24 protein-coding genes and 2 tRNA genes are annotated in these 25,132 nt (G+C 64.3%); 16 read left to right on the top strand and 10 right to left on the bottom strand.

Annotated elements, in window-relative coordinates:
- Positions 1-103 precede the first annotated feature (103 nt).
- The 3 genes from O0882_RS01330 (at position 104) to O0882_RS01320 (ending at position 1,489) form a co-directional block, all read left to right on the top strand.
- Positions 104-430, top strand: coding sequence for a Dabb family protein (locus O0882_RS01330; RefSeq protein ID WP_116745121.1), 327 nt, complete (start codon positions 104-106; stop codon positions 428-430).
- 88 nt (positions 431-518) lie between these two features.
- Positions 519-594: transfer RNA gene (locus O0882_RS01325), tRNA-Asn, on the top strand.
- Positions 595-778: 184 nt separating this feature from the next.
- Positions 779-1,489: an alpha/beta hydrolase gene (locus O0882_RS01320; RefSeq protein ID WP_289944705.1), complete on the top strand. Its 711-nt coding sequence runs from the start codon at positions 779-781 to the stop codon at positions 1,487-1,489.
- Positions 1,490-1,510: 21 nt separating this feature from the next.
- Here O0882_RS01320 and O0882_RS01315 read toward each other — a convergent pair whose 3' ends face one another.
- The 4 genes from O0882_RS01315 to O0882_RS01300 all read right to left on the bottom strand — a co-directional run bounded on the left by O0882_RS01315 (position 1,511) and on the right by O0882_RS01300 (position 4,888).
- Positions 1,511-2,479: an alpha/beta hydrolase gene (locus tag O0882_RS01315; RefSeq protein WP_289944703.1), complete on the bottom strand. Its 969-nt coding sequence runs from the start codon at positions 2,477-2,479 to the stop codon at positions 1,511-1,513.
- Between the two features lie 131 nt (positions 2,480-2,610).
- A complete protein-coding gene (locus tag O0882_RS01310) occupies positions 2,611-3,654 on the bottom strand; it encodes a sulfotransferase (protein WP_289944700.1) in 1,044 nt (347 codons plus the stop codon).
- Entirely contained in the window at positions 3,651-4,397 is a 747-nt protein-coding gene (locus O0882_RS01305; protein ID WP_289944698.1) for an aspartyl/asparaginyl beta-hydroxylase domain-containing protein, read from the bottom strand. The genes O0882_RS01310 and O0882_RS01305 overlap by 4 nt, the downstream gene beginning before the upstream one ends.
- Positions 4,382-4,888, bottom strand: coding sequence for a GNAT family N-acetyltransferase (locus O0882_RS01300; RefSeq protein ID WP_289944696.1), 507 nt, complete (start codon positions 4,886-4,888; stop codon positions 4,382-4,384). The genes O0882_RS01305 and O0882_RS01300 overlap by 16 nt, the downstream gene beginning before the upstream one ends.
- 147 nt (positions 4,889-5,035) lie before the next feature.
- Between O0882_RS01300 and O0882_RS01295 the strand changes: the two genes are divergently transcribed.
- From O0882_RS01295 to O0882_RS01265, 7 genes are all read left to right on the top strand, one after another.
- Entirely contained in the window at positions 5,036-5,563 is a 528-nt protein-coding gene (locus O0882_RS01295; protein WP_289944694.1) for a hypothetical protein, read from the top strand.
- On the top strand, positions 5,560-6,060 hold the full coding sequence (locus O0882_RS01290; protein ID WP_289944693.1) for a hypothetical protein: 501 nt from the start codon (positions 5,560-5,562) through the stop codon (positions 6,058-6,060). The genes O0882_RS01295 and O0882_RS01290 overlap by 4 nt, the downstream gene beginning before the upstream one ends.
- Before the next feature lie 122 nt (positions 6,061-6,182).
- Positions 6,183-6,842 carry a sugar dehydrogenase complex small subunit gene (locus tag O0882_RS01285; protein WP_289944691.1) on the top strand — a complete coding sequence of 220 codons (660 nt, stop codon included), beginning with the start codon at positions 6,183-6,185 and terminating at the stop codon, positions 6,840-6,842.
- On the top strand, positions 6,839-8,497 hold the full coding sequence (locus O0882_RS01280) for a GMC family oxidoreductase (RefSeq protein WP_289944689.1): 1,659 nt from the start codon (positions 6,839-6,841) through the stop codon (positions 8,495-8,497). The genes O0882_RS01285 and O0882_RS01280 overlap by 4 nt, the downstream gene beginning before the upstream one ends.
- On the top strand, positions 8,494-9,963 hold the full coding sequence (locus tag O0882_RS01275; protein WP_354670236.1) for a c-type cytochrome: 1,470 nt from the start codon (positions 8,494-8,496) through the stop codon (positions 9,961-9,963). The genes O0882_RS01280 and O0882_RS01275 overlap by 4 nt, the downstream gene beginning before the upstream one ends.
- 143 nt (positions 9,964-10,106) lie before the next feature.
- Entirely contained in the window at positions 10,107-10,508 is a 402-nt protein-coding gene (locus O0882_RS01270) for a GtrA family protein (protein WP_289944686.1), read from the top strand.
- Between the two features lie 75 nt (positions 10,509-10,583).
- Positions 10,584-11,882, top strand: a complete 1,299-nt coding sequence (locus O0882_RS01265; RefSeq protein ID WP_289944683.1) for an NCS2 family permease — start codon at positions 10,584-10,586, stop codon at positions 11,880-11,882.
- Positions 11,883-11,976: 94 nt separating this feature from the next.
- Here O0882_RS01265 and O0882_RS01260 read toward each other — a convergent pair whose 3' ends face one another.
- On the bottom strand, positions 11,977-12,684 hold the full coding sequence (locus tag O0882_RS01260; protein ID WP_289944682.1) for a GntR family transcriptional regulator: 708 nt from the start codon (positions 12,682-12,684) through the stop codon (positions 11,977-11,979).
- Between the two features lie 258 nt (positions 12,685-12,942).
- On the opposite strand from O0882_RS01260, the gene O0882_RS01255 reads away from it, so the two are divergent.
- Positions 12,943-13,018, top strand: a tRNA-Asn gene (locus O0882_RS01255).
- A gap of 152 nt (positions 13,019-13,170) precedes the next feature.
- On the opposite strand, the gene O0882_RS01250 is transcribed toward O0882_RS01255, so the two are convergent.
- Positions 13,171-13,554 carry a hypothetical protein gene (locus tag O0882_RS01250; protein ID WP_289944680.1) on the bottom strand — a complete coding sequence of 128 codons (384 nt, stop codon included), beginning with the start codon at positions 13,552-13,554 and terminating at the stop codon, positions 13,171-13,173.
- Positions 13,555-13,892: 338 nt separating this feature from the next.
- Between O0882_RS01250 and O0882_RS01245 the strand changes: the two genes are divergently transcribed.
- Positions 13,893-14,684 carry an alpha/beta hydrolase gene (locus O0882_RS01245; RefSeq protein ID WP_289944678.1) on the top strand — a complete coding sequence of 264 codons (792 nt, stop codon included), beginning with the start codon at positions 13,893-13,895 and terminating at the stop codon, positions 14,682-14,684.
- Between the two features lie 16 nt (positions 14,685-14,700).
- Here the strand turns inward: O0882_RS01245 and O0882_RS01240 are convergent, their stop codons facing one another.
- Positions 14,701-15,378 carry a hypothetical protein gene (locus O0882_RS01240; protein ID WP_289944675.1) on the bottom strand — a complete coding sequence of 226 codons (678 nt, stop codon included), beginning with the start codon at positions 15,376-15,378 and terminating at the stop codon, positions 14,701-14,703.
- A gap of 139 nt (positions 15,379-15,517) precedes the next feature.
- Between O0882_RS01240 and O0882_RS01235 the strand changes: the two genes are divergently transcribed.
- The 4 genes from O0882_RS01235 (at position 15,518) to O0882_RS01220 (ending at position 22,137) form a co-directional block, all read left to right on the top strand.
- Complete coding sequence (locus O0882_RS01235; RefSeq protein WP_289944672.1) at positions 15,518-16,357, top strand: M15 family metallopeptidase; 840 nt, start codon at positions 15,518-15,520, stop codon at positions 16,355-16,357.
- 195 nt (positions 16,358-16,552) lie between these two features.
- Entirely contained in the window at positions 16,553-20,374 is a 3,822-nt protein-coding gene (gene tssM, locus O0882_RS01230) for a type VI secretion system membrane subunit TssM (protein WP_289944671.1), read from the top strand.
- A complete protein-coding gene (tagF, locus tag O0882_RS01225; protein WP_289944670.1) occupies positions 20,371-21,351 on the top strand; it encodes a type VI secretion system-associated protein TagF in 981 nt (326 codons plus the stop codon). The genes tssM and tagF overlap by 4 nt, the downstream gene beginning before the upstream one ends.
- Before the next feature lie 9 nt (positions 21,352-21,360).
- Positions 21,361-22,137, top strand: a complete 777-nt coding sequence (locus O0882_RS01220) for an OmpA family protein (RefSeq protein ID WP_289944669.1) — start codon at positions 21,361-21,363, stop codon at positions 22,135-22,137.
- A gap of 28 nt (positions 22,138-22,165) precedes the next feature.
- Here O0882_RS01220 and icmH read toward each other — a convergent pair whose 3' ends face one another.
- From icmH to tssJ, 3 genes are read right to left on the bottom strand one after another with little or no spacing between them, the layout of a single operon-like run.
- Positions 22,166-22,951 (bottom strand): type IVB secretion system protein IcmH/DotU, encoded by a 786-nt coding sequence (gene icmH, locus O0882_RS01215; RefSeq protein WP_289944668.1) that lies wholly within the window; start codon positions 22,949-22,951, stop codon positions 22,166-22,168.
- The gene (gene tssK / locus O0882_RS01210) at positions 22,948-24,318 is read right to left on the bottom strand and encodes a type VI secretion system baseplate subunit TssK (protein WP_289944667.1); all 1,371 of its coding nucleotides are present in this window, start codon (positions 24,316-24,318) and stop codon (positions 22,948-22,950) included. The genes icmH and tssK overlap by 4 nt, the downstream gene beginning before the upstream one ends.
- A 36-nt stretch (positions 24,319-24,354) precedes the next feature.
- Entirely contained in the window at positions 24,355-24,942 is a 588-nt protein-coding gene (tssJ, locus tag O0882_RS01205) for a type VI secretion system lipoprotein TssJ (protein ID WP_289944666.1), read from the bottom strand.
- Between the last annotated feature and the right edge of the window lie 190 nt (positions 24,943-25,132).

The following is a 25,132-nucleotide window of genomic DNA, read 5'->3' as shown; positions in this document are numbered from 1 at the left end:
AAAAACATGGCCTTTTTTGTTTTTCGCCGCAGCCCGTAGGGCCGGCCTGTGCGTGATCGCGTTTTGCGCTATCCTGAATGCATCACTTCAGGAGCCCCTTCCCATGACTTGTACCTCTGCCTTGCGCCATATCGTCCTGTGCGACTTCCTCGATGGCATCACCTCCGCCAAGCATGCCGAACTCGTCTACGAATTTTCCCAGCTGAAACACCGCATTCCCGGCGTGCGGCAATTTGAATGGGGGCCGAACGTCAGCCCGGAAGGCCTCGATGATGGCTTTACCGATTGCTTTACCCTGACCTTCGATGACGCCGGAGCGCGCGACGTGTATCTGACCCATCCGGCCCACCTGGCCTTTGTCGAGCAGCTCAAGCCATGGCTGGGCCGTGTGCTGGTATTTGACTACTATCCGCAAGAGCATCCCGGCTGACCGTCGTGCAAGGTGAGGCAGGAAAATACACCTTTTTCGGGGGAAATCTGGACAGCGTAAAATTTACCCTATAAAATGCGGCCTCTTTTCCCTGATAGCTCAGTTGGTAGAGCGACGGACTGTTAATCCGCAGGTCCCTGGTTCGAGTCCAGGTCGGGGAGCCAGAACATGCAGTAGCAGAAAGCCCAGCCTTGAACGGTTGGGCTTTTTGCGTTTCAGGGGCAGCGTGAGACGCCCGTGTCGCCTGCTCTTGATCCACCGCACAGATCGTCAGGCATCCGGCGATAGACTAAAGGGGCAAGGCGTTGGCGGGTCTGTCATCGCTTTCAACTTCGGGGAGAGGCTGACATGAATGAAGTCACAAGCGTCGGACTGGCAACGATCGTGCTCGTGCATGGCGGTTTTGTTGACGGATCGGGCTGGGAAGGGGTCTACCGGGTGCTGCGTAACGATGGCTGTCATGTTGCCATTGTGCAAAACTCAACGCTATCACTGGCGGACGACGTGGCCGCGACCCAGCGGGTCATCGCCGCAGTGCCGGGTCCCGTGGTCCTGGTAGGTCATTCGTATGGCGGTGCCGTGGTCACGCAAGCGGGGAACGACCCCAAGGTCAAGGCATTGGTTTACATCGCGGCGTTCGTGCCGGACCAGGGCGAGTCTGTCGATTCCTTGCTGAAGAATGCCCCGCCTGGCGCACCGCTGCCGCCAATCCTGCCTCCGCACGATGGTTTCCTGTTGCTCGACCAGAAAAAGTTTGCGGCTGCCTTCGCGGCCGATGTGCCCAAGGGTAAGACCAACTTCATGGCGGCATCGCAAGTGCCCTGGGGCCTGGCCGCCCTGACTGGCGTGGTCGAAACGCCAGCCTGGAGGAACAAGCCCAGCTGGTACCTGGTCGCGACCGGCGACAAGATGATTGCACCGGCGATGCAGCGCGAGATGGCCCAACGAGCGGGCTCGAAGGTGGTCGAAGTTGTCGGCAGCCATGCCATTTACATTTCGCAAGCCCATGCGGTGGCGTCGCTGATCCGCAAGGCCGCTGCGAGCATTGCCGACGACTAGGCCAGGCTACCGGACGTTGCATCAGGAATTGGCAGCCGCATCCAATGTCTTGATGATGGCTTCTTGAAACTTTGCCGGTTCATCCTGGTGTATCTGATGCCCGGAATGGTCAAAGAAAAACAGCCCCTTCCTTGGTGCCTTCAAGGCCTCGAAATACGCTTGCGTGATCCTGGTTGAGGTCTGGATATCGTTTTTGCCGACGAAGAAATACACGGGGCAGTCAACGCTCTTCAAGGTACTGGGCAGATCAATGTTCATGACCTCGTTCCAGACGGGCGACCAGGTTTTTGACCATTGCAGAAAGCCCGTCTTGAATCCCTCGCTCGTTGCAAATTCCTTGCCATCCTTGTAAAAAAGCCATTTTCTTAAGTAAAACATGCTTTCGTCACTGGCAAACGGGAAACTGATGCTGTCCAGTTCCCGGCTGGCGAGGGCATTGTCCCTGAAATGGGTTTTCAAGGCTTGCAGCAATTCCTTCTCGCTTTCCAGCTGGCTCACGACAGGATTCGACGCGAAGTAGGCATGCAGCAGTTCCGGGTGATGCTTGACGATGTCAAAGCCCAGTACGTTGCCCCAGGAACTGCCCAGCAAGTATATTTTGTCCTGCTTTAACTCCTTGCGCAGAAATTGGATGACTTGATACGTGTCCTGCTCCATCTGCCCGACGGACGGCTGAGTGGGGGAGGGATTCAGTTTCAAGGTTTTTCCGGCATCCCGCTGGTCCCATTGCACAATCGTAAATCTGCTTTTCAGGAGATTCGTAAAGGCATCCGCCCCCTTGATCATGGAGCTTCCCGGGCCGCCGGATAAAAACAGCAGGACGGGCTTGTTCGCGTCGTCCGTCCTGATTTCCACCACTTGCTTGATGCCGCCAATATTGGGTGTCAGGGTGGTGGTGACTTCCGCGGAAGCCGGTTTCGCTTCCGCCGTGGTTTGCGCCTGGCATGCGTAGAAGGGAATCAGGGCGGTCAAGAGCACTGCCAATGTCATTTTTTTTATCATGGTGTGAGGGTCAGTTTCAGGTTGCTTGTAAGGGCGGCGCATTGCACGCGGGGATTGCGCCGTAGTTGAACAGCTATCTATCGCATGGTCTTCAGCGGGTACGTCGACATGCCTCCTTGTCAGAGTTGGGTTTCATGGAAGTCATTGGCTTGCCCGCCATGCAGCCGCAACGCTTCCAGCGCCAGATAGCCCGGTTGCAATTGCGCGGCGATGGCGGCCAGGCCGTCTGCTGCTGGCACTGGCGGATCGCCGCGGTAGACGGTGCCGTATTTCGCATGCACACCGCCGCGCGCGCGCATCGCTTGCAACTGCGTCGCTGTAGTGGCGATGCCGAAGCGGGCCAATAAATCGCTGAAGAGGATGCCTGGCAATTGCTTGTAGTCAATTAACTGCAACTGGCCGGCAGCCGCATGGGGCAGGGCGGCGTTGAGCAGGCTGGCCAGCACCAGGCCCGTATAACCGTCGATATCGCCCGGCGCCAGTTGGTGCGCGGGCAGCGGCAGCTGTGCCGGGTGCAGCATGCCGGGCACCATTTGCGGCCCGCGCTGGCGCTGGTGCGAGGCGAGCACGGCCAGCGGTTCGCGGTAGACGAACAGGCAGGGCGTGCCGGGAAATGCTTGCCGCAGCAAGTCCAGGCTGTGGATGTGCCAGCAGTCGAACTTGATGATGAAGTGTGATTCTTCGCCGGAGCGGCGCTGGCCCAGTGCCAGGATGGCCTGGCGCAGCAGGGTGATGCTGGCCGCCGGGTCGCCGCTGTCGTGATGCAGGCGCAGCAGCGAGTCGATAACGGGCGGCTCGGACATGACTATGCATTGCGGCAAGGACGCCAGCAGCTGGCTCAGCAGGGTTGAGCCGCAGCGCGAGACGTGGAAGATGAAGGCGTCGGGCGCCAGGCAATCGCCGGGCGTCGCCAGCGCGGCCAGCGGCGTGCGGCAGACGCGGCGCTCCTCATGCGGCTGGCGCGTCAGCGTATTGACAAAGAAGGCGTCGCTGAAAGCCGTTTCTCCCAGCTCGCGCCAGCACATGGCAGCGTCCGCCAGCGCATCGCCGCGCTCCACGTACAGCGGATACCAGCCGCGCAGATCCATGCCCTCGTGCCACGGCACCGTCTCGCCCCTGGCCAGCAAGCGTTCCTGCTGGGCCAGGCCCGGTGCGGCGCTCACGGCGCGCTCCCGTCGGCCAAGGCGGCCAGCGTGGCCAATTCCCTGGCCAGTGCCAGGCTGGCAGGCGAGGGCGACAATCGCAGCTGGGCGATGACGGCCCGCACATTGCCATCGTGGATGCTGGGGTCGCCATACTTGTGGGCCGCTTTCGGCACGAAGCCGGCCGAGGCGAACAGCGCTTCGAGCCAGGCATTGCTGATGCAGTCGAGCACGAGGTGGATGCGCGGCGTCGTGCCTCTGTTGTGCACCGCGTGCAGGCAGCTGGCATCCATGTACCAGGCGTGCCCGGCCGTGAAGTGGACGGTTGCGCCATCGATGGTAAACAGCACCTGCGGTGAAGTGTGGATGGGGATGTGGATGCGGATCAAGCCATCGGCCAGCGACGTGCCGGCGTCGCGGTGCGCGCGGATGATGGCGCCCGGCGCCAGCGCCATCAGGCGCGCGGCGCGGATCTCGCATGCGAAGCTGGCGAGCACTTCGCGCAGGCGGGGGCAGCGCGCCAGTTGCGGCGTGTCTGCGTAGGCGGCGCCGTCGACGGGCATGATGTTGTCGGCTGCTCCGCCGGGCGAGCGCAGCGGTATGCAGCTCCAGCCCGTGTCATAGGCGCCCGTGTTGAAATGGCTGATCCATTCGCCGGCGGCGAACTGGTCGCTGTCGCTCTGCATGCGCGCCACGTCGAAGCGCAGCGGCAGTTGCAGCCAGGTGCTGGGGGTATGTTGCGCCGGCACTATGGCGCGCTCCATTCCAGTTGCTCCTGCACCTCGTTTTCCCCGCGCAGGCGAAAGCCCAGCCGCAGGTACAGTGCGCGCGCGGCGGCGTTGCCCTTGTTGACCGCAAGGTGGATCTGCCATTGCTCCGCAGCGGCTTGCGCCTGCAGGCCGCGCAGCACGGCGCTGCCGGCGCCCTTGCCTTGCGCGGCGGGCAGGATGGCGATGTCGACCAGGTGCAGCACCTGATCCTGGCGGTCCAGGATCAGGCGGCCGATGGGGATGTCGCCGTGCTGCAGCACCAGGTACACGGCGTGCGGATACGCCTGGCGGTAGCCGTGGCTTTGCATGCGCTGCTGCATGGCGATCAGCTGTTCGATGACGGCGGGCTCGGCCGGCATCTGGCGCAAGTCGCCGCGTGTGGAGCCGTACAGCGCGGCGGCAAAGCCTTCGTCGTCCTCGCACTGGACGCGCAACTGGTAGGGGGCGGGCAGGCTGGCGAGGGCGGAAAGCGGCAAGGCGTGCATCGGTGCTCCGGTAGGTGGTTGCGATGGCGGCAAATGAGCAGGCATGTATTTATTTGCTATGCTGCCAATTTTTCCGCGTACTTGCAATCATTTCAAGGAAGCCGCCATGCATTCTGTCTTTATCCCGTCTTGCCAGTGGAGTCTCGCATGAATCCGGCACGCGCGGAACTGGCCGCCATCGCGGCCGCGCTGTGCGACCCGCAGCGCTCCCTGGCCAGCCTGGTCGGTGAAACGGTGCAGCTGCGCCGGCTCGTCGAGCGCCATTCGCGCCTGCCCATGGACCGGCAGGACGGTTTGCGCGACGGCGAAAGCTTTCTTCCCAGCGGCTGGGCCATCTCGCCCGTGCAGGCGGGCCTGTGCGCGCGCGAGCCGTACCGCAGCGCCGCCATCATCCAGGGCCTGGCGCTGGCCGTGCGCGAGCGCCTGGAGGTGAGCGGTGGCCGGCCCGTGCGCGTGCTGTATGCGGGCTGCGGCCCGTTCGCCTTGCTTGCCCTGCCTGTGATGGCCGTGCTGGATGCGGACTTGGTGCAGTTTGTCATCCTCGACGTGCATGCCGAGACCCTGGCCTATGCGCGCGAACTGATTGCAAGCCTGGGCCTGGATAGCCATGTCACGGCATACATTTGCGCCGACGCGGCCGCCTACCGCATTGCTGGCGGCGCCATGCCGGCGTGATCGTCAGCGAAACCATGAATACGGCGCTGGGCAAGGAGCCGCAGGTGGCCATCCTGCGCAATCTGCACGCGCAAGCGCCTGCGGCGGCGCCGCTGCCGGCATCCGTCACCGTGCACCTGGGCCTGGACCGGCGCGCGCCGGATGCGCCGTGCACCGACTGGGGCCGCGTGTTTGCCCTCGATGGTGACGCCTTGCGCGCCTGGCAGGGCAGGCAGGACGAGCAGGGCGACAGTTTGCCGGCCGCCAGCATCCGCCTGCCTGACGTGCTGGGGCAGGCGCCGCGATTGCTGACGCGCATCCGCGTGCATGGCGACATCGTCCTGGGCGACCATGAGTGCAGCCTGAACCTGCCCCTGGCCTTGCCTGGCAAGCCCAACCTGGCCGGCGGCAGCGTGCTCGACTTCCGTTATCGCCTGGGCAGTCAGCCGGGACTGGCGTTTTGCCTGCGCAGAATGCCTGAATCCATACCGGAATTGCCCAGGGCAGTGTCTCAGTAGTAGTACTACATTGGCAGACTATTTACTTCTGTAGGATAATATGGAACCGGTTCCATCTATGCGCAAATGCAATGTAGCGCAATCATCGAAGTCAATAAAATAACAAGTCTTGCGGGAGTCTCATGAACCATCCAGGCACTGAACCATCTGCAACATCCGTTTCATCCCTTCCTCGCATCAGCCGCCGCCACGCCCTGATCGGCCTGGCCGCCTTGCTGGCGCAGGCAGGGTTCTGGAGCAATCCCCTGTCCGCCGCCATGCAGGCGCCGGCCAGCGCTCCGGCGCCCGGCCTGGTGCCCGTCACCATGCTGTTCTACACCTTGTCGCAAACCATCACGGGCCACCGCGATCTGTCCGCTGACACGGCGGCGCGCATCGAGCAAGCCATGCGCACGAACGTGCCCGGCTTCGCCGAGCGCTTGCCGCGGCTGGGCGCGCTGCTCGTCATGGGCCAGGAAGCGAAAGCCCTGCTGGCGGCCGCCACCGCTGCGGACGCCAGCTTGCGCGAGCTGGCGCTGGCCATCGTCGCCGCCTGGTACACGGGCACCGTCGCCGGCAATGCGGCGCAGGGCACGAAGTCCATCGTCGTCGCGTATGCGGAAGCGTTGATGTACCGCACGGTGGCCGATGGCCAGGTCGTGCCCACCTATTGCAACTACGGCCCCCTGTGGTGGCTGAAGGCGCCGCCGGCCGTGCGCGTCTCCGCGCCCGTGGCGCCCAAACCCATACCGGCCCCGGCCACTACCGGCACTCCCGAACCGAAAGGCAAGCAAGCAAAATGAAATCACCGCAATTCAAGAGTAATGGCGACGTTGTCGCCGATGTCGTTATCGTCGGCACCGGTGTCGTGGGCGCCATGATGGCCGACCAGCTGGCCGCCCAAGGCCATTCCGTGATCATGCTGGAAGCGGGCTTGCGCATCGAGCGGGGGCAAGCCGTGGAAAACTGGCGCAACATGCCGTTCGAGAACCGCGTCGGCTCCGACTTCCAGGGCCTGTATCCGCAGGCGGACAATGCGCCCGCGCCCCTGTATTTCCCAAAGAACAACTATGTGGAATTGTCCGGCCCCAGTGGCAGCAGTTTCCAGCAGGGTTATCTGCGCACGGTAGGCGGCACCACCTGGCACTGGGCCGCATCGTGCTGGCGCCATTTGCCGTCCGACATGCGCATGAAAAGCGATTACGGGGTAGGGCGCGACTGGGCCATTTCCTACGATGAGCTGGAACCGTACTATTGCCGCGCCGAGCAGGAAATGGGCGTGGCCGGCCCCAACGATCCGGCGCAGCAGTCGCCCAGCGAGCGCAGCAAACCGTATCCGATGGACATGGTGCCCTGGGGCTATGGCGACAAGCGCTTCGCCGAAGTGGTCAACCCGCACGGCTACCGCTCCGTGCCGATCCCGCAAGGGCGCTCGACGCGTCCATGGCAGGGCCGTCCCACTTGCTGCGGCAATAACAATTGCCAGCCAATTTGCCCCATCGGCGCCATGTACAACGGCATCCACCACGTGGAGCGGGCCGAGCTGAAAGGGGCGGGCGTGCTGGCCGAGGCCGTCGTCTACCGCATCGACACGGACCAGAACAACCGCGTCACCGCCGTGCACTGGTATGACGCGAAAAAACAGTCGCACATGGCGACGGGCAAGGCCTTCGTGATTGCCTGCAACGGCATCGAAACACCGCGTTTGCTGCTCTTGGCGGCGAATCAGAACAATCCGAACGGCATCGCCAACAGTTCGGACCAGGTCGGTCGCAACATGATGGACCACTCGGGTTTCCACTGTACCTTCCTCGCCAATGAGCCGATCTGGACGGGCCGTGGCCCGGCGCAGAGCAGCTGCCTGGTGGGACCGCGCGACGGCGCCTTCCGCGCGCAGTATTCGGCCAACAAGATGATCCTGAATAACATTACCAGGGTGGGACCTGCTACGCAGCAATCCTTGAAGCTGGGCCTGGTGGGCAAGGATCTCGACGATGAAATCCGCCGCCGCGCCGCGTTTGGCGTGGACTTGTCGATCAGCCTGGAACCGCTGCCCGAAGCGCACAACCGCTTGACCTTGAGCAAGACGCGCAAGGACCCGCTGGGCCTGGCCTGTCCCGACATTTATTATGACGTGGGCGACTACGTGCGCGCTGGCGCGAAGGCCGCGCATGCGCAGCTCGAACACATCGGCAAGCTGTTCGGCGCCGTGGAATTCCATATCACCGACAGCCTGAACGCCAACAACCACATCATGGGCGGCGTCATCATGGGTAGTAACCGTCTTGATTCCGTCGTCGACGGCAATTGCCGCGCCCACGATCATGCCAACCTGTGGCTGCCGGGCGGCGGCGCCATGCCGTCGGCCAGCGTCGTCAACACCACCCTCAGCATGGCCGCGCTCGGTTTGCGCGCGGCCGACGACATCGCCCGCACCCTGGCAAGGGAGGCCGCATGATGCGCCGTTTGTTACTGAGTCTGACGCTGGCGGCCGGTTTGCCGCTGGCCGCGTACGCTGTGCCACCGGTGCCACCGGCGCCACCCGTCACCCTCACGCCGGACCGCCCGGCCGCACCCGTGGCCGCCAAGCCCGATGCGCGCCTGGAGCGGGGCCGCTACCTGGCCATCGCGGCCGATTGCATGGCCTGCCATACGGCAGCAGGCGGCAAGCCGTATGCGGGTGGCTACGCCATCGATTCGCCGCTGGGCACGATTTATGCGACGAATATCACACCGTCGAAAAAAGGCGGCATCGGGCATTACAGCGAAGCGGATTTTGCGCGCGCGCTGCGCGACGGCGTGCGCGCCGATGGCAGCCATCTGTACCCTGCCATGCCTTACACCAGCTATGCGATGCTGACGGATGCGGACGTGGGCGACCTGTATTACTACTTCATGCAGGCCGTCCAGCCCGTCGACGAGCCGGCGCGCCAGACGGCGCTGCCATTCCCGTTCAATGTGCGCCTGTCCATGCTGGGCTGGAATACCTTGTTCCTCGACAATAAGCGCTTTGTGCCGGACCCGGCGAAAAGCGCGCAGATCAATCGCGGCGCCTACCTGGCCGAAGGCCTGGCGCACTGCAGCGCTTGCCATACGCCGCGCAACGCGCTGATGGCGGAAATCGGTAGCCAAACCCTGGCGGGCGCCGCCCTCGGCTCCTGGCATGCGCCCAACATCACGTCCGACAAGGTCAGCGGCATCGGCGCCTGGACGGACGGGGAAATCGCCGCCTACCTCAAAACAGGTCACGTGGAAGGCAAGGGGCAGGCGGCGGGCGGCATGGCCGAAGCCATCCAGAACAGCCTGCAATTTTTGCGCGACGACGACGTGGCCGCCATCGTGGCGTACTTGCGCACGGTGCCGGCCGTGCGCGCGCCGGGGCAGACCAGGGCCGCCTTCAGTTACGGCAGCGCCGCCAGCGAGGAAGCTGCGCTGCGCGGCATGGCCGGCTCCACCGAGCACCATTCGCTGAACAGCGGCGCGGTGCTGTTTTCCGGCTATTGCGCCAGCTGCCATTCGGCCAGCGGCGCCGGCAGCACGGGCCAGGCTTATCCCGCCCTGTTCAACAACACGGCAACGGGCGGCGCCACGCCGGCCAACCTGGTCTCGGCCATCCTGTTTGGCGTCGAGCGCAAGATCGAAGGGGAAGAACATGAAGCGTTCATGCCCCGTTTCGACCAGCGCTCCTACGTGCAGCCATTGACGGACGAGCAGATCGCTTCGATCGCCAATTACGTGCTGAAGCAGTATGGCAACCCGGACGTGTCGGTCACCCCCGCTTACGTGGCGCAGGCGCGCAGCGGTGGCGAGCAGCCCGTGCTGGCGCGCATGCAGCCCTTCATGCTGCCGGGCGGCATCGCGGGTATCTTGCTGCTGGTCGCGCTGTTTGTATGGTTGCGCCGGCGCCGCCAAGGCAAGGAATAAGCATCGGAGCCGTGGAGAATCGGCGGCGAATATGAACGTTGGGCGCAACTTGCAGTAAAATGCAGGCTGAAAAATGGTTACGAGCAATCGTAGCCATTTTTTATTCTGGTCCGATCCTGCTTTCGCTCATTTGAAAATTGACAATGTCTCATTCCCTGCATCACCAATTTTTGCGTTTCGCCGCCGTCGGCGCTTCCGGCACGGCCGTGCAATACAGCGTGCTGTGGGGCGGCGTGGAATGGGCCGGCATCAGCGCCGCCGCCGCTTCCGGCATCGGCTACATCATGGGTTCCGTCGTCAACTACCTCCTCAATTACTTTTTCACGTTTAAAAGCGACAAGGGCCATGGCGAGGCGGCGTCCAAGTATTTCACCTTGCTGGGCATAGGCTGGTGCATCAATACGGGCCTGATGTGGCTGCTGGTACACCAACTGGGCTGGTATTACTGGCTGGCGCAGGTGCTGGCGACGGGCATCGGGCTGGTCTGGAATTTTGCGGGCAGCCGCTGGTGGGCCTTCAAGCCTGCCAACGTACCGACCAAGTAAACAGTTGTTGCAAGAAAAAAAGATGCGCATGGGCCAAGACCCGGCGCGCGGTTTTACCAAAACAAGGGGTTAATCATGCAGTTCCTGGAACGCTATTTCAAACTGAAGGACAACGGGACCAATGTGCGCACGGAGCTGCTGGCCGGCCTGACCACGTTCCTGACGATGGCCTACATCATCTTCGTCAACCCGTCCATCCTCGGCGACGCGGGCATGCCGAAAGACGCCGTTTTCGTCGCCACCTGCCTGGCGGCCGCCATCGGCACCCTGATCATGGGCCTGTATGCGAACTACCCGATCGCGCTGGCGCCGGGCATGGGCCTGAATGCGTACTTCTCGTACACGGTGGTCAAGGGCATGGGCATGAGCTGGGAAGTGGCGCTGGGCGCCGTCTTCATTTCCGGCTGCCTGTTTATCCTCGTCAGCCTGTTCAAGGTGCGCGAGATGATCATCAACAGCATCCCGCCCGCGTTGCGCACGGCCATCACTGTCGGTATCGGCCTGTTCCTGGCCATCATTTCCCTGAAAAGCGCGGGCGTGGTGGTGTCGAACCCGGCCACCATCATCGCCCTGGGCGACTTGCACCAGGCGGCGCCCATCCTGGCCATCCTCGGTTTTTTCATCATCGTCGCGCTGGACCGCCTGAAAGTGCCGGGCGCCATCCTGATCGGCATTCTCACCATCACCGTCGCCAGCTTCTTCTTTGGCGGCAACCAGTTCAACGGCATCGTTTCCACGCCGCCCGCCATCGAGCCGACCCTGTTCAAGCTCGACATCATGGGCGCGCTGTCGATCGGCATCGTCAACGTCGTGCTGGTGTTTTTCCTGGTGGAATTGTTTGATGCGACGGGCACCCTGATGGGCGTGGCCAACCGTGCCGGCTTGTTAAAAGACGGCAAGATGGAACGCATGAACAAGGCCTTGCTGGCCGACAGCACGGCGATTGCCGCCGGCGCCTGCCTGGGTACGTCCAGCACGACGGCCTTCGTGGAAAGCGCGGCCGGCGTGCAAGCGGGTGGCCGCACGGGCTTGACGGCCGTGGCCGTCGCGCTGCTGTTCCTGGGCAGCCTGTTCTTCGCTCCGCTGGCGCACACGGTGCCGCCGTACGCGACGGCGCCCGCGCTGCTGTACGTCGCCTGCCTGATGCTGCGCGAACTGACCTTCATCGACTGGGATGACAGCACGGAAAGCATTCCAGCCGCCATCACGGCGCTGATGATGCCATTTACCTATTCGGTGGCCAGCGGCGTGGCGTTCGGCTTCATCACCTACGCTGTATTGAAACTGTTGACGGGCAAGGGCAAGCAAGTGTCGGTGGTGGCTTACATCATCGCCGCCATCTTCCTGTTCAAGTTTATCTACCTGGGCGAATAGCGAGGAGAGTAGGACAGGCATCGGCAAGCAGTTGCCGGCGCAATGACAAGGCCGCCCGTGCATCCGCAGGGGCGGCCTTTTTTGATGGGGCGGTTTACATCAGTAGCGCCGCGACCAGGTCTTTTTTGGCGTCGCCGGCACTGCCGTCGAAGCGCAAGGCCGCTTCCACATGCGTCAGGTGCTCGACCATCAGGCGCGCCGCCAGGTCCGCGTCACCGCTGCGCGCCGCCTCCAGAAAGCGGCCGTGTTCGTCATACGAGCAGGCTGCGGCGTGCCCGGACTGGTACAGCATGGTGATCAGCGAGCTGCGGCCCACCAGTTCGCGCACGATATCGCGCAGCACGGCGTTGCCGGCGATGTCGGCCAGCAAGATGTGGAAGTCGCCCAGCAGTTGCGAGCGCAGCGGCGTCGCTTGCGCCAGCGCCAGGCGCTCCGCTTTCAGGTGCCGCTCCAGCATCCGGTAGTCGGCGGGTTTGGCCCGCGCGACGAATTCGCGCGCCAGGGCCGCTTCGATGATGCGCCGCGCGGCGAAGATGTCGCGCGCTTCCGCTTCTGTGGGCTGGCTGACGAAGGCGCCCTTGTCGGGCACCATGCGGATCAGTTTGTCTTTGGACAGGATCAGCAGGGCGGCGCGGATCTTGGTGCGGCTGACGCCATACAGGCGGCTCAGCGCCTCTTCGCGCAGCCGCGTACCGGGCGGCAATTGGCGCGCCACGATGGCGGCCGCGATATGCTCGGCAATTTCCGCCGAGCTGTCGCCGCTGCCGGGCTTGTCCACCAGGGATGCGCTTGATTCTGTCATGTCGGGTGAGAGCAGTCAGCCAGGGGCAAGGGTGAGCCTTGCAAGCGCATGCTGGCGGCGCGGTGGTCGACGCCCCGCTGCCGGCATGCCGTTAGTGCCTTGCGTGTCGGCAAGGCCTGGCTATTCTACTATCTTGCGTGGCGCCGCGCAGACGGACCCAGCCACCTGGCAAGGCTTGTTCCCTGGCGGCGTATTTTGCTGGCCATGCAGATTGAAACTGGACATGCGAAATTTTGACGTATATAATTCGGCCTCCTTTCCCTGATAGCTCAGTTGGTAGAGCGACGGACTGTTAATCCGCAGGTCCCTGGTTCGAGTCCAGGTCGGGGAGCCAGAACAAGCAGTAGCAAAGGGCCACGTGGCAACACGTGGCCCTTTTGTTTTGCGCGCACAGTTTCCCGTTCACGCTTGCCCTCCCTTCAGTGTCTTAGCGACATACGCGGTGCCGCTCTGCTGGTGGCAGGGACACGCGCAGTGTTTCCCGGATCAGGGATCGACAAACACGTCGAAACGGACCTTGAGCGGGCTGCCCCACGAGATTTCCACCCAGGCCCGGAAGCCCCCGTTGTACGGCGCGATGTTGTACACGGCCATGCGGGCGGCGCCGATGAAACGGTCCTGGGCATTCGCGCCAAATTCGCTGATGTTGAGAAATACGCGGGAATTGGCTTTCACGTTGGCATTGGCGAAGTTGACCGAAGGATGCACGCCATTGGCGGTCCACGTGTAATAGGTGGTGAAGGCGGCGGGGCTCAGGTTCAAGTCCTGTGCGGCCGCGCCTTTGGCGCTTTTTCCTTCCTGCTCCGTCGGCAGATCGGTTTCTTCCAGTGCCAGGTTGCTACCGGTGCGATGTTCCACTTTCATTTCCATGATGTACTCCTGATCGATAGTTTGGACGCCGCACCTGTCGTCGTGCGGCAAGACGCCCTATCTGTTGCCGTGACGGCCAGTGTCACGTCCTGGCTGATAAGGTAGCCGCCTGCTCCATGCTGTTGGAGTAAGCCATTCTAGGTAAACGCGCGGGCAAAAAGCGCGCAAGGCCACCGGAAAAACGGCGCTAACTTGTGCTGGCGCAAACACCTTGCGGGCAAGGGGCAAGATCTTTTCCCGTAGGCTATTTTTATGGGGCCACCACGCATGCCGCGCAGGACAATGGCACAATAGGCGCAGCCGACCTGTCGATACGCAACCCGTTGCGAGCCTAGCCCATGCCGATACTGAACCTGAGTGCCGAAACCGATATCTATTACGAATTGATTGAAGGCGACCCCGCCAAGCCTTGCCTGGTATTCCTGCACGAGGGACTCGGCTGCTGTGCGATGTGGAAAGATTTTCCCGCGCAGCTATGCCAGGCGACGGGCTGCCGCGGCTTGCTGTATGACCGCCACGGCTATGGGCAATCGTCGCCGCTGGCGGCGCGCCGCCAGCTCCATTATTTGCACGACTACGCGTTGTGCGAGTTGCCGCAAGTGTTAGCCGCACTGCTGCCGGGACAGGACCATTTTCTCATCGGCCACTCCGATGGCGGCAGCATCGCCCTCATTTATGCGGCGCAGCAGCCACCGCGCTTGCGCGGCATCATCACCGAAGCGGCGCACGTGTTTGTCGAGGGCGTCACGCTCGATGGTATTCGCGTGGCGGACGCGGCGTTTGGCGCGGGCAAGCTGCGCGCGCTGGCGAAATACCATGGCGACAAGACGGAATCCATCTTCAAGGCCTGGTCGGATACCTGGCTCAGCTACGGTTTCCAGTTCTGGAACATCGAATACCTGCTGCCGTCCGTCGAATGTCCGGCGCTGGTGCTGCAGGGCAGCGAAGACCAGTACGGCAGCGCGGCCCAGGTCGACACGATCGTGGCGCAGGCCCTCAACGCCGTGCCCGCCATGGTCGAACAATGCGGGCATGCACCGCACCAGGAGCAGCCGCAGGCGTTGCTGGCGCTGATGGAAGGCTTTTTGCAAGGCCGCATGGACGCGGTCACTCACCCGAGAAACACGTGATAGCCCGCACGGGCGCTCAATGGCAGGCGGGATCGCTGTCCCAGCGGCCCGAGCAGATACGCGAGCGGCACAGCATACCTTCGATCAAGCCCAGCTGCTGACAGCGCCGCAACAGTTCCGCCGTTTCCTGTTCCTGCCTGCGCAGCACCACGTCGCGCACGGGTTTTGCCGTGCCTTCCTGCTGGTGCGCATGGGCCACCATTGCCGTCAGCAAGGCGACATCGCTGTCGCCGGGTGCTGCGGCCGGCCTCGGCCCCTGCGGGCGCGCGGGCGGTGCTGCCTTGCGTGGCGCGCTGGCGCGCGCGCTTGCCGTTGTGGCAGCGACCGCAGGCAAGGGCGGGGCCGCCGTATTGATGATGGTGGCCGCCTGCACTGTGTGCGGGGGCACAATGGGTGCGGATGGCGCCGGCGGTGCGGGCGCAGCCACAGTCACGGCCGTGGCGGGCGCTGGCGGCATGATGCTCGTGTCATCAGTGAGCATGGCCGTGATCAGCACCGCCAGGCACAGCGTGCCAGCGGCCCAGTGCCGCCAGCCGGGGCGCCAACGCAGGGCGGGCCTGGCCGCAGGCGCGGCGACGCCGTGTTCGAGCTGCGACAGGATGCCCTTGCCGTCGCTGTGCGCGCCAGCCGCGCCGGCCTTGCTCAGCAGGTCAGGACCGTGCGCCTGGCCATCCCCGGTTTTCAATAGAGACAAAATATCACCTCCGCAGTGGATCAAACTCGACTGACCTTGATGTAAACCGCGCTCATGCGGGCCACGGACGCCTACGATCTAGCGATACCGCCGGGAAATTGCTATCCGGCCTACGCCCATCCCTGTCACGGAGCGCCCCATGTTCGTCGCCCTGGTCCTGATGTATTTCCTGCTGGCCTGTTTTGCCTGCTGGCTGCTGCTGTTTCCCGGTGGTCGCGCCATCGTGCTGCACACGCTCGTCAACCTGGGTTGGCGCGTGCAGCGGCGCGCGCAGCATCTGAAAGGCGGCAGCGGCGCGCAGTGGCAGCGCATGCAACGGCACACGGGCTCGGGCATGACGCGCGCCTGGCAGCTGCTGTGGCGGCATCGTTGGCTGAGCCTGGCAGGCAGCGTGCTGGTCATCGTGCCGCCCCTGCTGGCGTGGTTGTCCAGCGACCGCATCGCCCTGCGTGGCTATGCCGACCGGCAACATGTCATCAACGACCAGGTCAGCGACTTGCTGAAAGGCGAACAGCTGGTGCCGCCTCCAACCTTGCCGCCGCTGCTGTTTTCCACGGCGGAAGTGACGCAGCTGCGCCCGCTGCTGGGCGGCGCCAGCCGCAACTGGCAATTGCTCGACCACGACTACGCGCAGCGTTTGCTGCTGGTCTTCAAGATCATGAAGGACGTGCATGGCTACGACATGGTATTGCTGGAAGGCTATCGCAGCCCCGCGCGCCAGGACCAGCTGGCGGCGGCGGGCCCGAACGTGACCAACGCCAGGGCGTTTCAAAGCTATCACCAGTATGGCCTGGCGGCCGATTGCGCATTCATGCATGAAGGAAAGCTCATCATTTCTGAAAAAAATGCCTGGGCCATGCGCGGCTACCGTTTATATGGCGTGACGGCCGAATCGGTGGGCCTGCGCTGGGGCGGGCGCTGGACCATGATGGATTTTGGCCACACGGAATTGCCGCAACCGCGCGTGCTGGGCAAGTAAGCCGCGCCAGCCATTCTAGCGCCGCGCCGCGCCATCATTTTCACCGCTGCAAGCTTACTTGCGCAGCGTCAATGGCACGCCAGCGCCTGCCGTGCGCTGGCGCCTGGTACTTGCCATATGTCAACAAAGGCGCGCCGTATTGCTGTCAGCATGGGTCGAATCCACCTTGCTTTGCGACCTCACCCTGGGCTCATCATGCTGCGACGAATCTGGTATTTCCTTTCCGACAGCCGCAATCTGACCATCCTCGGCTTCGTGGCGCTGGCCGTGTTCCTGTACCTGGGGGCCGAGGTGCTGGAAGTGGCGCTGATCTGGGCGCTGGCCTTGCTGTTGCTGGCCTTTGTCACCTGGCTGGGCTTGTGGCTGTGGCGCCGGCGCCGCGCGCGGCGCAATGCCCAGGCGCTGGGGCAAGCCATCCTCAACGAGGCCGAGATCGCCGCCGCGCAAGCGGCCTCGGCCTCGACGGCCAATAGCACCCAGCAGGGTGAAGTCGACGCGGTGCGCACGGGCATGCTGGCCGCCATCGAGACCATCAAGACGTCCAAGCTGGGCCTCAAATCGGGCGCCGCCGCCCTGTACGAATTGCCGTGGTACATGATCATCGGCAATCCGGCCGCCGGCAAGAGCAGCGCCATCCTGCATTCTGGCCTGCAATTCCCTTTCGCCGACGGCAAGGTCGTGCAAGGCGTGGGCGGCACGCGCAACTGCGACTGGTTTTTCACCACGGATGGCATCGTGCTCGATACGGCGGGACGTTATTCTGTCGTTGACGAGCATCGCGGCGAGTGGTTCGGCTTTCTCGACCTGCTGAAAAAATACCGGCGCAAGGCACCCATCAACGGCATCCTCATCGCCGTCAGCATCGCCGAACTGGGAGGCAACCCCGACGTGGGCATGCAACTGGCGCGCAGCCTGCGCAAGCGTGTGCAGGACGTCATCGAACGCCTGGAAGTGTTCGCACCCCTGTACATCGTGTTTACCAAGGCGGACCTGATCGCCGGCTTCACGGAGTTTTTTGCCGATGCCGAACGCAGCGAACGCGAGCGCGTCTGGGGCGCCACCATGCCTTACCAGCGCAAGCTGCCCACGGCGGACTTGCTGGCGTTCTTCGACCAGAGTTTCGATGAATTGCACGATGGCTTGACGGAGCTGAGCCTGGCCAACATGGCGCACCGGCAACGCAAGACGATGGCGCCCGGCGTATTTACTTTTCCGCTGGAATTTGCCGCCATCAAGCCGGCCCTGCGCGCCTTCATCGCCACCCTGTTCGAGGAAAACCCGTTCCAGTTCCAGCCCGTGTTCCGCGGCTTTTATTTCACCAGCGCGCTGCAGGAGGGCGAGCCCGTGAGTGCCTCTTCGCAGCAGGTGGCGCGCCGCTTCGACCTGGCCTTCGCGCCGGCCCCGGCCGCCGTGCCATCGGGCGCGCGCCAGCATGGCTATTTCCTGCTGGAGTTGTTCCGCAAGGTGATTTTTGCCGACAAGCACCTGGTGGCCAACTATGCCAACCGCGCCAAGCTGCGCTTCAAATATGCCGTGTTCTTTGCCGCCACGGTGTCGCTGGGTGCCTGCCTGGGCGGCTGGAGCTGGTCTTATCTGGGCAACCGGCAACTGGTGGCCAATGTCGAGGCCGATTTAAACAAAGTGGTGAAGCTGCAGGAGCGGCGCATGGACTTGCAGTCGCGCCTGGAAGCGCTGGAGATCTTGCAGGACCGCATTGAGCAGCTGGAGGCGTACCGCACGCAACGGCCGTGGTCCTTGCGCCTGGGCCTGTATCAGGGCGATTTACTTGAGCGCAAGCTGCGTGAGGAATATTTTGCCGGCGCGCGCCAGGTCATGCTGGACCCCGTGGCGGGCGCGCTGGAAGCCTTGCTGTTCGAAATGAACGCCAGCGCCGACCAGCTGCAGCCCACGGCGCGCACGCCGCAGACGCCAGCCGCCACCGTACCCGCCGCGCCGCGCAGCGTGCAGTACCAGGCTGCGTCGCCGACGAATGTGGAAGATGCCTACAACGCGCTGAAAACCTACCTGATGCTGGCCGATAAGACGCATGCCGAGAGCAGCCACCTGAACGACCAGATGACGCGCTTCTGGCGCGGCTGGCTGGAGGGTAACCGGGGCGCCATGCCGCGCGAGCAGATGATACGCAGCGCCGAACGGCTGCTGACGTTTTACCTGGCGCAGATCGGCGATCCGTCCTGGCCGCGCATCGAGCAGAAGCTGGCGCTGGTCGACCAGGCGCGCGAAAACCTGCGCCGCGTGGTGCGCGGCATGCCGGCGCGCGAGCGCGTGTATGCCGACATTCGCGCGCGCGCTTCGACGCGTTTTCCCGGCATGACGGTGGCGCGCATCGTCGGCGAACAGGATCAGGCGCTGCTGGCGGGCAGTTACGCCGTCTCCGGCGCCTTTACGCGCCAGGCGTGGGAAAAGTTCGTCGAGGGCGCGTTTCGCGACGCCGCCAACCGCGAGCTGCAAAGCGCCGACTGGGTGCTGAAAAGCGCCTCCACCGACGACCTGACCCTGGAAGGCAGCCCGGAGCAGATCGAGAAAAACCTGGTGGCCATGTACAAGACCGACTACGCGCGCGAGTGGCAGAAATTCGTGCAGGGCGTCGCTGTCGCCGACCTGAAAGGCTTTGACGGCGCCGTGCAGGCGATGAACCGCCTGGGCGACCCGCAGTCGTCGCCGATTGCCAAACTGCTGACGACCATTTACGAGGAAACCTCGTGGGATAACCCGGCGCTGCAGAATGCGCAATTGCGCAAGGCCGAGCGGGGCATCATCGCCTGGTTCAAGGAAACCGTGCTGCGCCGCGCGCCGTCGCCGCTGACGGCCAATCCGGGCCTGAATGCGCAGATCGACCCGGCCCGCCTGGATAAACCCATGGGCCCCGTGGGGCGCGAATTTGCCGGCGTGGGCAAGCTGGTGGCGGCCAGGGACAACAATGCTTCGCTGATGCGCGCCTATCTGGAAGCGCTGTCGAAACTGCGCAGTCGTTTGAATCAGTTGAAGAACCAGGGCGACGCGGGGCCGGGCGCGCGCCAGTTCATGCAGCAGACGCTGGAGGGTAGTGGTTCCGAACTGGCCGACACCCTGAAACTGGTCGACGAGCAGATGCTCACGGGGATGAGCGAGGCGCAAAAGCAGGCGATTCGTCCCATCCTCGTGCGCCCGCTGATGCAGACCTTTGCCGTCATCGTCGCGCCGGCGGAACTGGAGATCAACAAGACCTGGGCGGCGCAGGTATATGAACCGTTCCAGAAATCGCTGGCCAACAAGTATCCGTTCGCGCCCACGGCGCGCATCGAGGCGAGCAACCTGGAGATCGGCCAGTTCTTCGGCCCGGAAGGTCTGGTGGCGAAATTCGTCACGACGTCCATGGGACCATTGGTGGTGCGGCGCGGCGACGTGCTGGCACCGCGCACCTGGGCCGACATGGGCATCAGCCTGTCGCCGCAGGTGGTGGCGCGTTTTCCAGGCTGGATCGCGCCGCTGGGCGCGGGTGGCGTGGCGGCCACGTCGACGGCGGCGCAAACCGTGTTCCAGATCCAGCCGTCGCCCGCCCCGGGCACCCTGGAATACACGGTGGAGATCGACGGCCAGCAGCTGCGCTACCGCAACACGCCGGCGCAGTGGACGAACATGGTGCATCCCGGCCCGCAGGGCGCGTCCGGCGTCCAGGGCGCGCGCATCACGGCCGTCACCTTCGACGGGCGCACTGTGGAACTGTTTAACGAGCCGGGGCAATTCGGCCTGAAGCGCATGATCGATGCGGCGAGCAAAAAGCGCAAGGATGGCGGCGTGTTCGAACTGCGCTGGGCGCGCGGCGAGGTGGCCGTGGCGGTCGACCTGAAAATCACCAGCAGTGCGGAAACGACGGGCGCCGGTGCCGCCACGGCGTTGCAGGAGCGGGGCTTTCGCGGCATGCAGCTGCCCGAGACCATCGTCGGCACGCCGGGCGTGCCTGCCGCACCGGTGCCGACCATCGCCGCCGCGGCGGTGTCCGGGGTGATGCCATGATGCGCGCGGCGCAGCAGGTGCGCCTGGGGTACTTCGGCAAGATCCCCGCGCGCGGCGACTTTATCAAGGCTTGCGACAATCACGCGCTGGTGCAGCTGCTCGACGACTGGCTGGCGCAGGTCATGACTGCCCTGACGGTGGAACCGCGCTGGAAACTCAATTACGACGCCTTGCCGCCGCTGCGCTTTGCCTTTGTCGGCACGCGCAGCCGGCGCGCCATCGCCGGACGCCTGGAAGCGAGCAATGACCAGTCGCAGCGGCGCTTTCCCTTCATGGCCATGGGCGTGCTGGAAGTCGATGACGCCGAAGCCTTTGTCGCTTGCAGCCCGCTGGCGCTGGCGCCCCTGTGGCAACGCGTGGAGCAGCTCTCGCAAGGCATCGTGACCAGCGCCGAACCGGGGCCGGCGCTGCTGGCGCTGGCCGGCAACGTGGTCGAAGTCGAACCGGCCGCCCCATGCCACGCGGCGCGGCTGGCCGCCTTTTTGCAGGCGCAGACCGTGCACGGCTTGCAAACGATGCTCGCCTCGCCCGCGTTTCCGGTGACGGTGCGCGAATTGCTGCTGGGCCTGGGCCTGCTGCTGCAGCCGGTGCGCCAGAGCGGCTTGCCGCGCCTCGAGAAAAGCCTGGTGCTGCCGCTGCCGCACGAGGCACAGCTGCGCGAGCTGGTGGCCAGCTTCTGGCTGCACCTGATCGCGCCTTTCCTGCGCCAGGCCGATTTCGAACTGGCGCTGTTCTTTTCCCACCTCGACGAGGCGCCCGTGCTGGTGATCGGTTTTTGCGGCGCCGACCCGCACGGCTTGCGCGCGCTGATCGATCCGCAGGCTGGCAGCGAACGGCTGATCGTGTTCGACCAGCTCGACTGGGTTGACGAGCAGCTGGGAGACGCTGCGGCGCTGCGCCAGTTTTCCGCCTGCCTGCAGCAGGACCAGCTATCGCTGCGCTCGGCCTGCGCCATGTTTGCCGATACCTTTGCCTGAAGGATTGCGATGAAATCTCACATTTTCCTGCTGCCGCTGCTTGCCGCGGCCGTTCCCTGCCACGCGCAAGCGCCCCAGACGCCGATGCCGGGGCAGATCCTCGTCACGGGCACCCTGGCCGACGAGGCGGGCAAGGCGGCCGTGCTGGCCCGCCTGCGCGAACTGTATGGCGCCGAGCGCGTGGTCGACCAGATCGCCATCGGCAACGTGGCCGTGCCGGCCAACTGGAACGCCTACGTGCAAAAATTGATCGCGCCGAACCTGAAGCTTATTTCGCGGGGGCAGATCAGCATCGCCGGCAACAACGTCAGCGTGCGCGGCGAAGTGGCGAACGAGGCGCAGCGCCAGCAGATCGCCAGCGACATCGCCACCAGCCTCAATCCCACTTACACCGTCAACAACGGCTTGCGCGTCAAGGCGGCCGAGGCCGAGCAGGGTTTGCTCGATGCGGCGCTGGACAAGCGCATCATCGAGTTCGACAGCGGCAAGGTGTCCATCACGCCGGCCGGCCTGGCCATTCTCGACGAGATGGCGGCCGTCATGCTCAAGCTACGGGGACGCAAGGTGGAAGTGATCGGCCACACGGACGACACAGGTCTGCGCGCCAGCAATGTGGCCCTGAGCCAGGCGCGCGCCGAAGCCGTGCGCACCTACCTGGCCAGCAAGGGCATCGTGGCCGATTCGGTACTGGTGTCGGGCCAGGGACCGGACCGCCCCGTGGCCAGCAACGCCACGGCCGATGGCCGGGCGAGAAACCGGCGCATCGAGTTCCGCATTGCTCAATGAACCACGCGTAATGGGACATGCGCAATGATCAGGGTAATGTAATGGTCAGGTGCGCCGGGCGCGGCGCCAGCTTGACCAGGTCCGCATACGCGACCAGGGTCGTTTGCGTGCCGCGCGTCAGATGCGTTTTCAGGCCCAGGTAGGCGCAAATGGCCAGCAGGGCGAAAAAGCTCGACAGCGCCCACAGTGGCACGTCGCTGCCGCGCTTGTTGACCACCTGGTCGGGGCGTTCCGCGCGTGGCGCGAAGCCACGGCTCTTGCCCTTGATGTGGGCGATTTCATCGCCCAGGCGCGCCGTCAGGTAGCTGAGTTTCTCTCCACCGTCGATCGCATACTTGCCCTGGAATCCCAGTAATAAACACATGTGGAAAACCTGCAGCGCCTGCACGCGCATGGCGCCCTTGCCGCGCAAGGCGTCGAGGCGGTCGAAAAAATGTTCGCCCGCCAGCTGGTCGCCAAAGATCAGCAGCTGCAGCGGGCGCCTTTCCCACTGCTTGCGCAGGGTGAAAGGCGAGGCCAGGATGATTTCATCGACGGCCGCGCAGAATGCATACTTGGCCGCCTCGATATCGTCGCCATCGGCGCGGATCTTTTTCGCTTCGCGTTCGAAGTCGTCGAGGAAGGCCGTGATGCGGTCCATGAAGCTTTGCTCGTCGCCAGGCGCCGAACCGTGCTTCAGCATGAACAGCATGTAAAAGCCTTCGTGCATCAGGTCCAGCAGGGCGCTGCCGGCATGCCGGCTGTTGCCTGCAGGGGCGGCACCGCGTGGTCCCAGCAGGGAGGGCGCCGCGCGCCGTTCGATGAGCTGGCTCATGCCGTCACCGCGATCAGTTCCAGCTGCAGGTCGCGTATGCCGGCCGGCACGTACACGGAAATCGACTGCGCCTTGAGCATCTGCTCATACAGGGCGCCGCGGTTTTCAATCGCAAAATAATAGGTGTCCGGGCGCACGGGAATAGCCGCCGGCACTTGCGGCGCATGCGACAATTTGAGGCCGGGCATGGCCGCGAGCACGCATTTTTCCACGTCGTCGGGCGCACCCACTTTTACCCGCAGCGGGACTACATCCACCAGTTCGATGGCGGGCATGGCGGCGCGTATCGCCAGGTACAGGGTGGTGTGCTGGTCGATCTTGCCCGAATCGAGCTTGCCCAGGTAATACGACGGCTTGTCCTCCAGCAGGGCGATGGAAAAATACTTCGACGAGATGACGGTGTCGAGCAGTTCGCGGATGATCGCGTCGATGGCGTCGAAGCAGGCGCCCGGCTGCGCGTGGTCGTAGGCGGGCAGGCTGGCCAGGGTATAGTGCTTGGAGTAGCTGAGCAAGCCGCCCGCCAGGCCCAGCAGCGCCTCGTACAGGCGCTCCGGATGCAGGGCCGGATGGCGCACATAGTGCATCAGCGCGGCGGCGGCCGTGCTGACCGTGTGCAGCAGCCAGAACGAGGACACGTCACCGGAGCGAAATTCGATCACGTTGCGGCTCGGCTCGCGGTGGTGGCCGTGCAGCGCGCTCACCTTCGCCTGCAAGGCGTCGAGCAGGTGTTCCAGTACACCCTGCAGGCGCGGCGCGCCGGCGATCGCCAGGCTGGGCGCCATGAACGATGGCACGGGCTCGAAGCCGCCCGACACCGTGCGCCGCAGGGCGATCAGCGGCAGGCAGTCGTAGGAGCCGCGCGCCTCGCTGTCGGGAATCAGGCGCACGGTCTTCTTCAAGTACGCCACGTCGGCGACGGCGGACTCCGTAAACAGGTCGGGCGTGGCGCGCATGGCGTGCGCAAAGCGCGTGGTGGCAGGCGTGCCTGCCGTTGACGCCTGCGCCGTGTAATTCATGCCCTCGCGGTTGAGGATGGGCAGCGCCGCGTAGTACGTCACTTCCTGCACCGCCGGCGGCAGCGCTTCCAGATCCACCGGCGGGGGCAGGGTGTCGCTGCCCGGTGCGCCATCGCCCAGCGCCTCGAACACTTCGCCGTCGCGGAAGATCGCCGACAGGGCGTGCAGGCGCAGGGTGCCCGTCTGCAGCGCCGCCAGATCCCATTCCATGTGCGCCACGCCCCACAGGTAGGGATGCAGCGCACTGGCCGTGTGATGCAGGCGCGCTTCATGATACTGATCCTGGCGCTGGAAATGCTGCGGCCGCAGGAACAGGCCCTCTCCCCACAAGACTTTCGCTGCCATGCCCATCGCGTTTCTCCTTGTATGTGTGTCGTGCCCGTGTGCCTATTGGCAGCGCGGGGCCGACAGCGCGGCCATGCCGCTGACGCTCAGCGCGCAGGCATGCAGGCCGACGGTGATGCCGCTACGTTCCGCGTCGGCGGCGCCAAAGGTGGCGCGCCAGCGCTGCGTTGCCGGTGCGCGGAACAGGGCCACCACGCCGATGAAATACGCTTCCTTGCTGACTTTTTCCTGCACTTCGTAGCGCTGGCCCGGCACCAGCAGCACTTCCTTGACTTCCATCAGGTCGGCGCCCAGTGCGGCTTTTTCGCGCTGCGCGTCGAGGAAGCTGTCGTATGGGGCCTGCTCGAAGGCGGCGCTCTGGCGCAGTTTGTAGATGCGCGCCACCAGCGCCAGCGGCCGGCCTTCGGCATCGGTGTTGAGGCGCTGCGCCGCGTGCAGGCGGATGCTGACGTTGCGCGGCGGTTTTTGCGCGTCCGGCAGTTCGGGCGGCGGCTTGGCCACGCCGGCCATTTGCAGCGCCGCGTTGGCCAGGGTGCCGATGGCGCCGCCCGCGCAGCCGGCCAGCAGAAGGGCCTGCAGCAGTAGCGGGGTGGCGCGGACCAGGCGGCGGAGCGGGGCGTCAGATGGCATGGACGATCTTTGCAAAAATGGAGAGTGGAAATAAAAGTCTTGCAGTCATTTAAACGCATGTGCCAGCGGCCTGCTTGCGTTGGCGCAAAGTCCGCCTGCGATCAACGCAGTTCCTGCGCCAGATCAGGATTCATGCACCTGCACGGGGCTGTGATGTGGAACTTCTTCTTTGCTGATTAATCTCAATCTG

Source organism: Janthinobacterium sp. SUN073 (genome assembly GCF_030397665.1).
In the GTDB taxonomy this organism is placed as follows: Bacteria; Pseudomonadota; Gammaproteobacteria; order Burkholderiales; family Burkholderiaceae_D; genus Janthinobacterium.
The sequence above is the reverse complement of the archived record's forward strand: the minus strand, read 5'-3'. Positions and strand labels throughout refer to the sequence as shown.

What these genes read in the sequence shown, in the direction of transcription:
- O0882_RS01330 (WP_116745121.1), top strand. Translation starts at nt 104, where the DNA reads ATGACTTGTACCTCTGCCTTGCGCCATATCGTCCTGTGCGACTTCCTC.
- O0882_RS01320 (WP_289944705.1), top strand. Translation starts at nt 779, where the DNA reads ATGAATGAAGTCACAAGCGTCGGACTGGCAACGATCGTGCTCGTGCAT.
- O0882_RS01315 (WP_289944703.1), bottom strand. Translation starts at nt 2,479, where the DNA reads ATGACATTGGCAGTGCTCTTGACCGCCCTGATTCCCTTCTACGCATGC.
- O0882_RS01305 (WP_289944698.1), bottom strand. Translation starts at nt 4,397, where the DNA reads ATGGAGCGCGCCATAGTGCCGGCGCAACATACCCCCAGCACCTGGCTG.
- O0882_RS01300 (WP_289944696.1), bottom strand. Translation starts at nt 4,888, where the DNA reads ATGCACGCCTTGCCGCTTTCCGCCCTCGCCAGCCTGCCCGCCCCCTAC.
- O0882_RS01295 (WP_289944694.1), top strand. Translation starts at nt 5,036, where the DNA reads ATGAATCCGGCACGCGCGGAACTGGCCGCCATCGCGGCCGCGCTGTGC.
- O0882_RS01285 (WP_289944691.1), top strand. Translation starts at nt 6,183, where the DNA reads ATGAACCATCCAGGCACTGAACCATCTGCAACATCCGTTTCATCCCTT.
- O0882_RS01280 (WP_289944689.1), top strand. Translation starts at nt 6,839, where the DNA reads ATGAAATCACCGCAATTCAAGAGTAATGGCGACGTTGTCGCCGATGTC.
- O0882_RS01275 (WP_354670236.1), top strand. Translation starts at nt 8,494, where the DNA reads ATGATGCGCCGTTTGTTACTGAGTCTGACGCTGGCGGCCGGTTTGCCG.
- O0882_RS01270 (WP_289944686.1), top strand. Translation starts at nt 10,107, where the DNA reads ATGTCTCATTCCCTGCATCACCAATTTTTGCGTTTCGCCGCCGTCGGC.
- O0882_RS01265 (WP_289944683.1), top strand. Translation starts at nt 10,584, where the DNA reads ATGCAGTTCCTGGAACGCTATTTCAAACTGAAGGACAACGGGACCAAT.
- O0882_RS01260 (WP_289944682.1), bottom strand. Translation starts at nt 12,684, where the DNA reads ATGACAGAATCAAGCGCATCCCTGGTGGACAAGCCCGGCAGCGGCGAC.
- O0882_RS01250 (WP_289944680.1), bottom strand. Translation starts at nt 13,554, where the DNA reads ATGGAAATGAAAGTGGAACATCGCACCGGTAGCAACCTGGCACTGGAA.
- O0882_RS01245 (WP_289944678.1), top strand. Translation starts at nt 13,893, where the DNA reads ATGCCGATACTGAACCTGAGTGCCGAAACCGATATCTATTACGAATTG.
- O0882_RS01235 (WP_289944672.1), top strand. Translation starts at nt 15,518, where the DNA reads ATGTTCGTCGCCCTGGTCCTGATGTATTTCCTGCTGGCCTGTTTTGCC.
- tssM (WP_289944671.1), top strand. Translation starts at nt 16,553, where the DNA reads ATGCTGCGACGAATCTGGTATTTCCTTTCCGACAGCCGCAATCTGACC.
- tagF (WP_289944670.1), top strand. Translation starts at nt 20,371, where the DNA reads ATGATGCGCGCGGCGCAGCAGGTGCGCCTGGGGTACTTCGGCAAGATC.
- O0882_RS01220 (WP_289944669.1), top strand. Translation starts at nt 21,361, where the DNA reads ATGAAATCTCACATTTTCCTGCTGCCGCTGCTTGCCGCGGCCGTTCCC.
- icmH (WP_289944668.1), bottom strand. Translation starts at nt 22,951, where the DNA reads ATGAGCCAGCTCATCGAACGGCGCGCGGCGCCCTCCCTGCTGGGACCA.
- tssK (WP_289944667.1), bottom strand. Translation starts at nt 24,318, where the DNA reads ATGGGCATGGCAGCGAAAGTCTTGTGGGGAGAGGGCCTGTTCCTGCGG.
- tssJ (WP_289944666.1), bottom strand. Translation starts at nt 24,942, where the DNA reads ATGCCATCTGACGCCCCGCTCCGCCGCCTGGTCCGCGCCACCCCGCTA.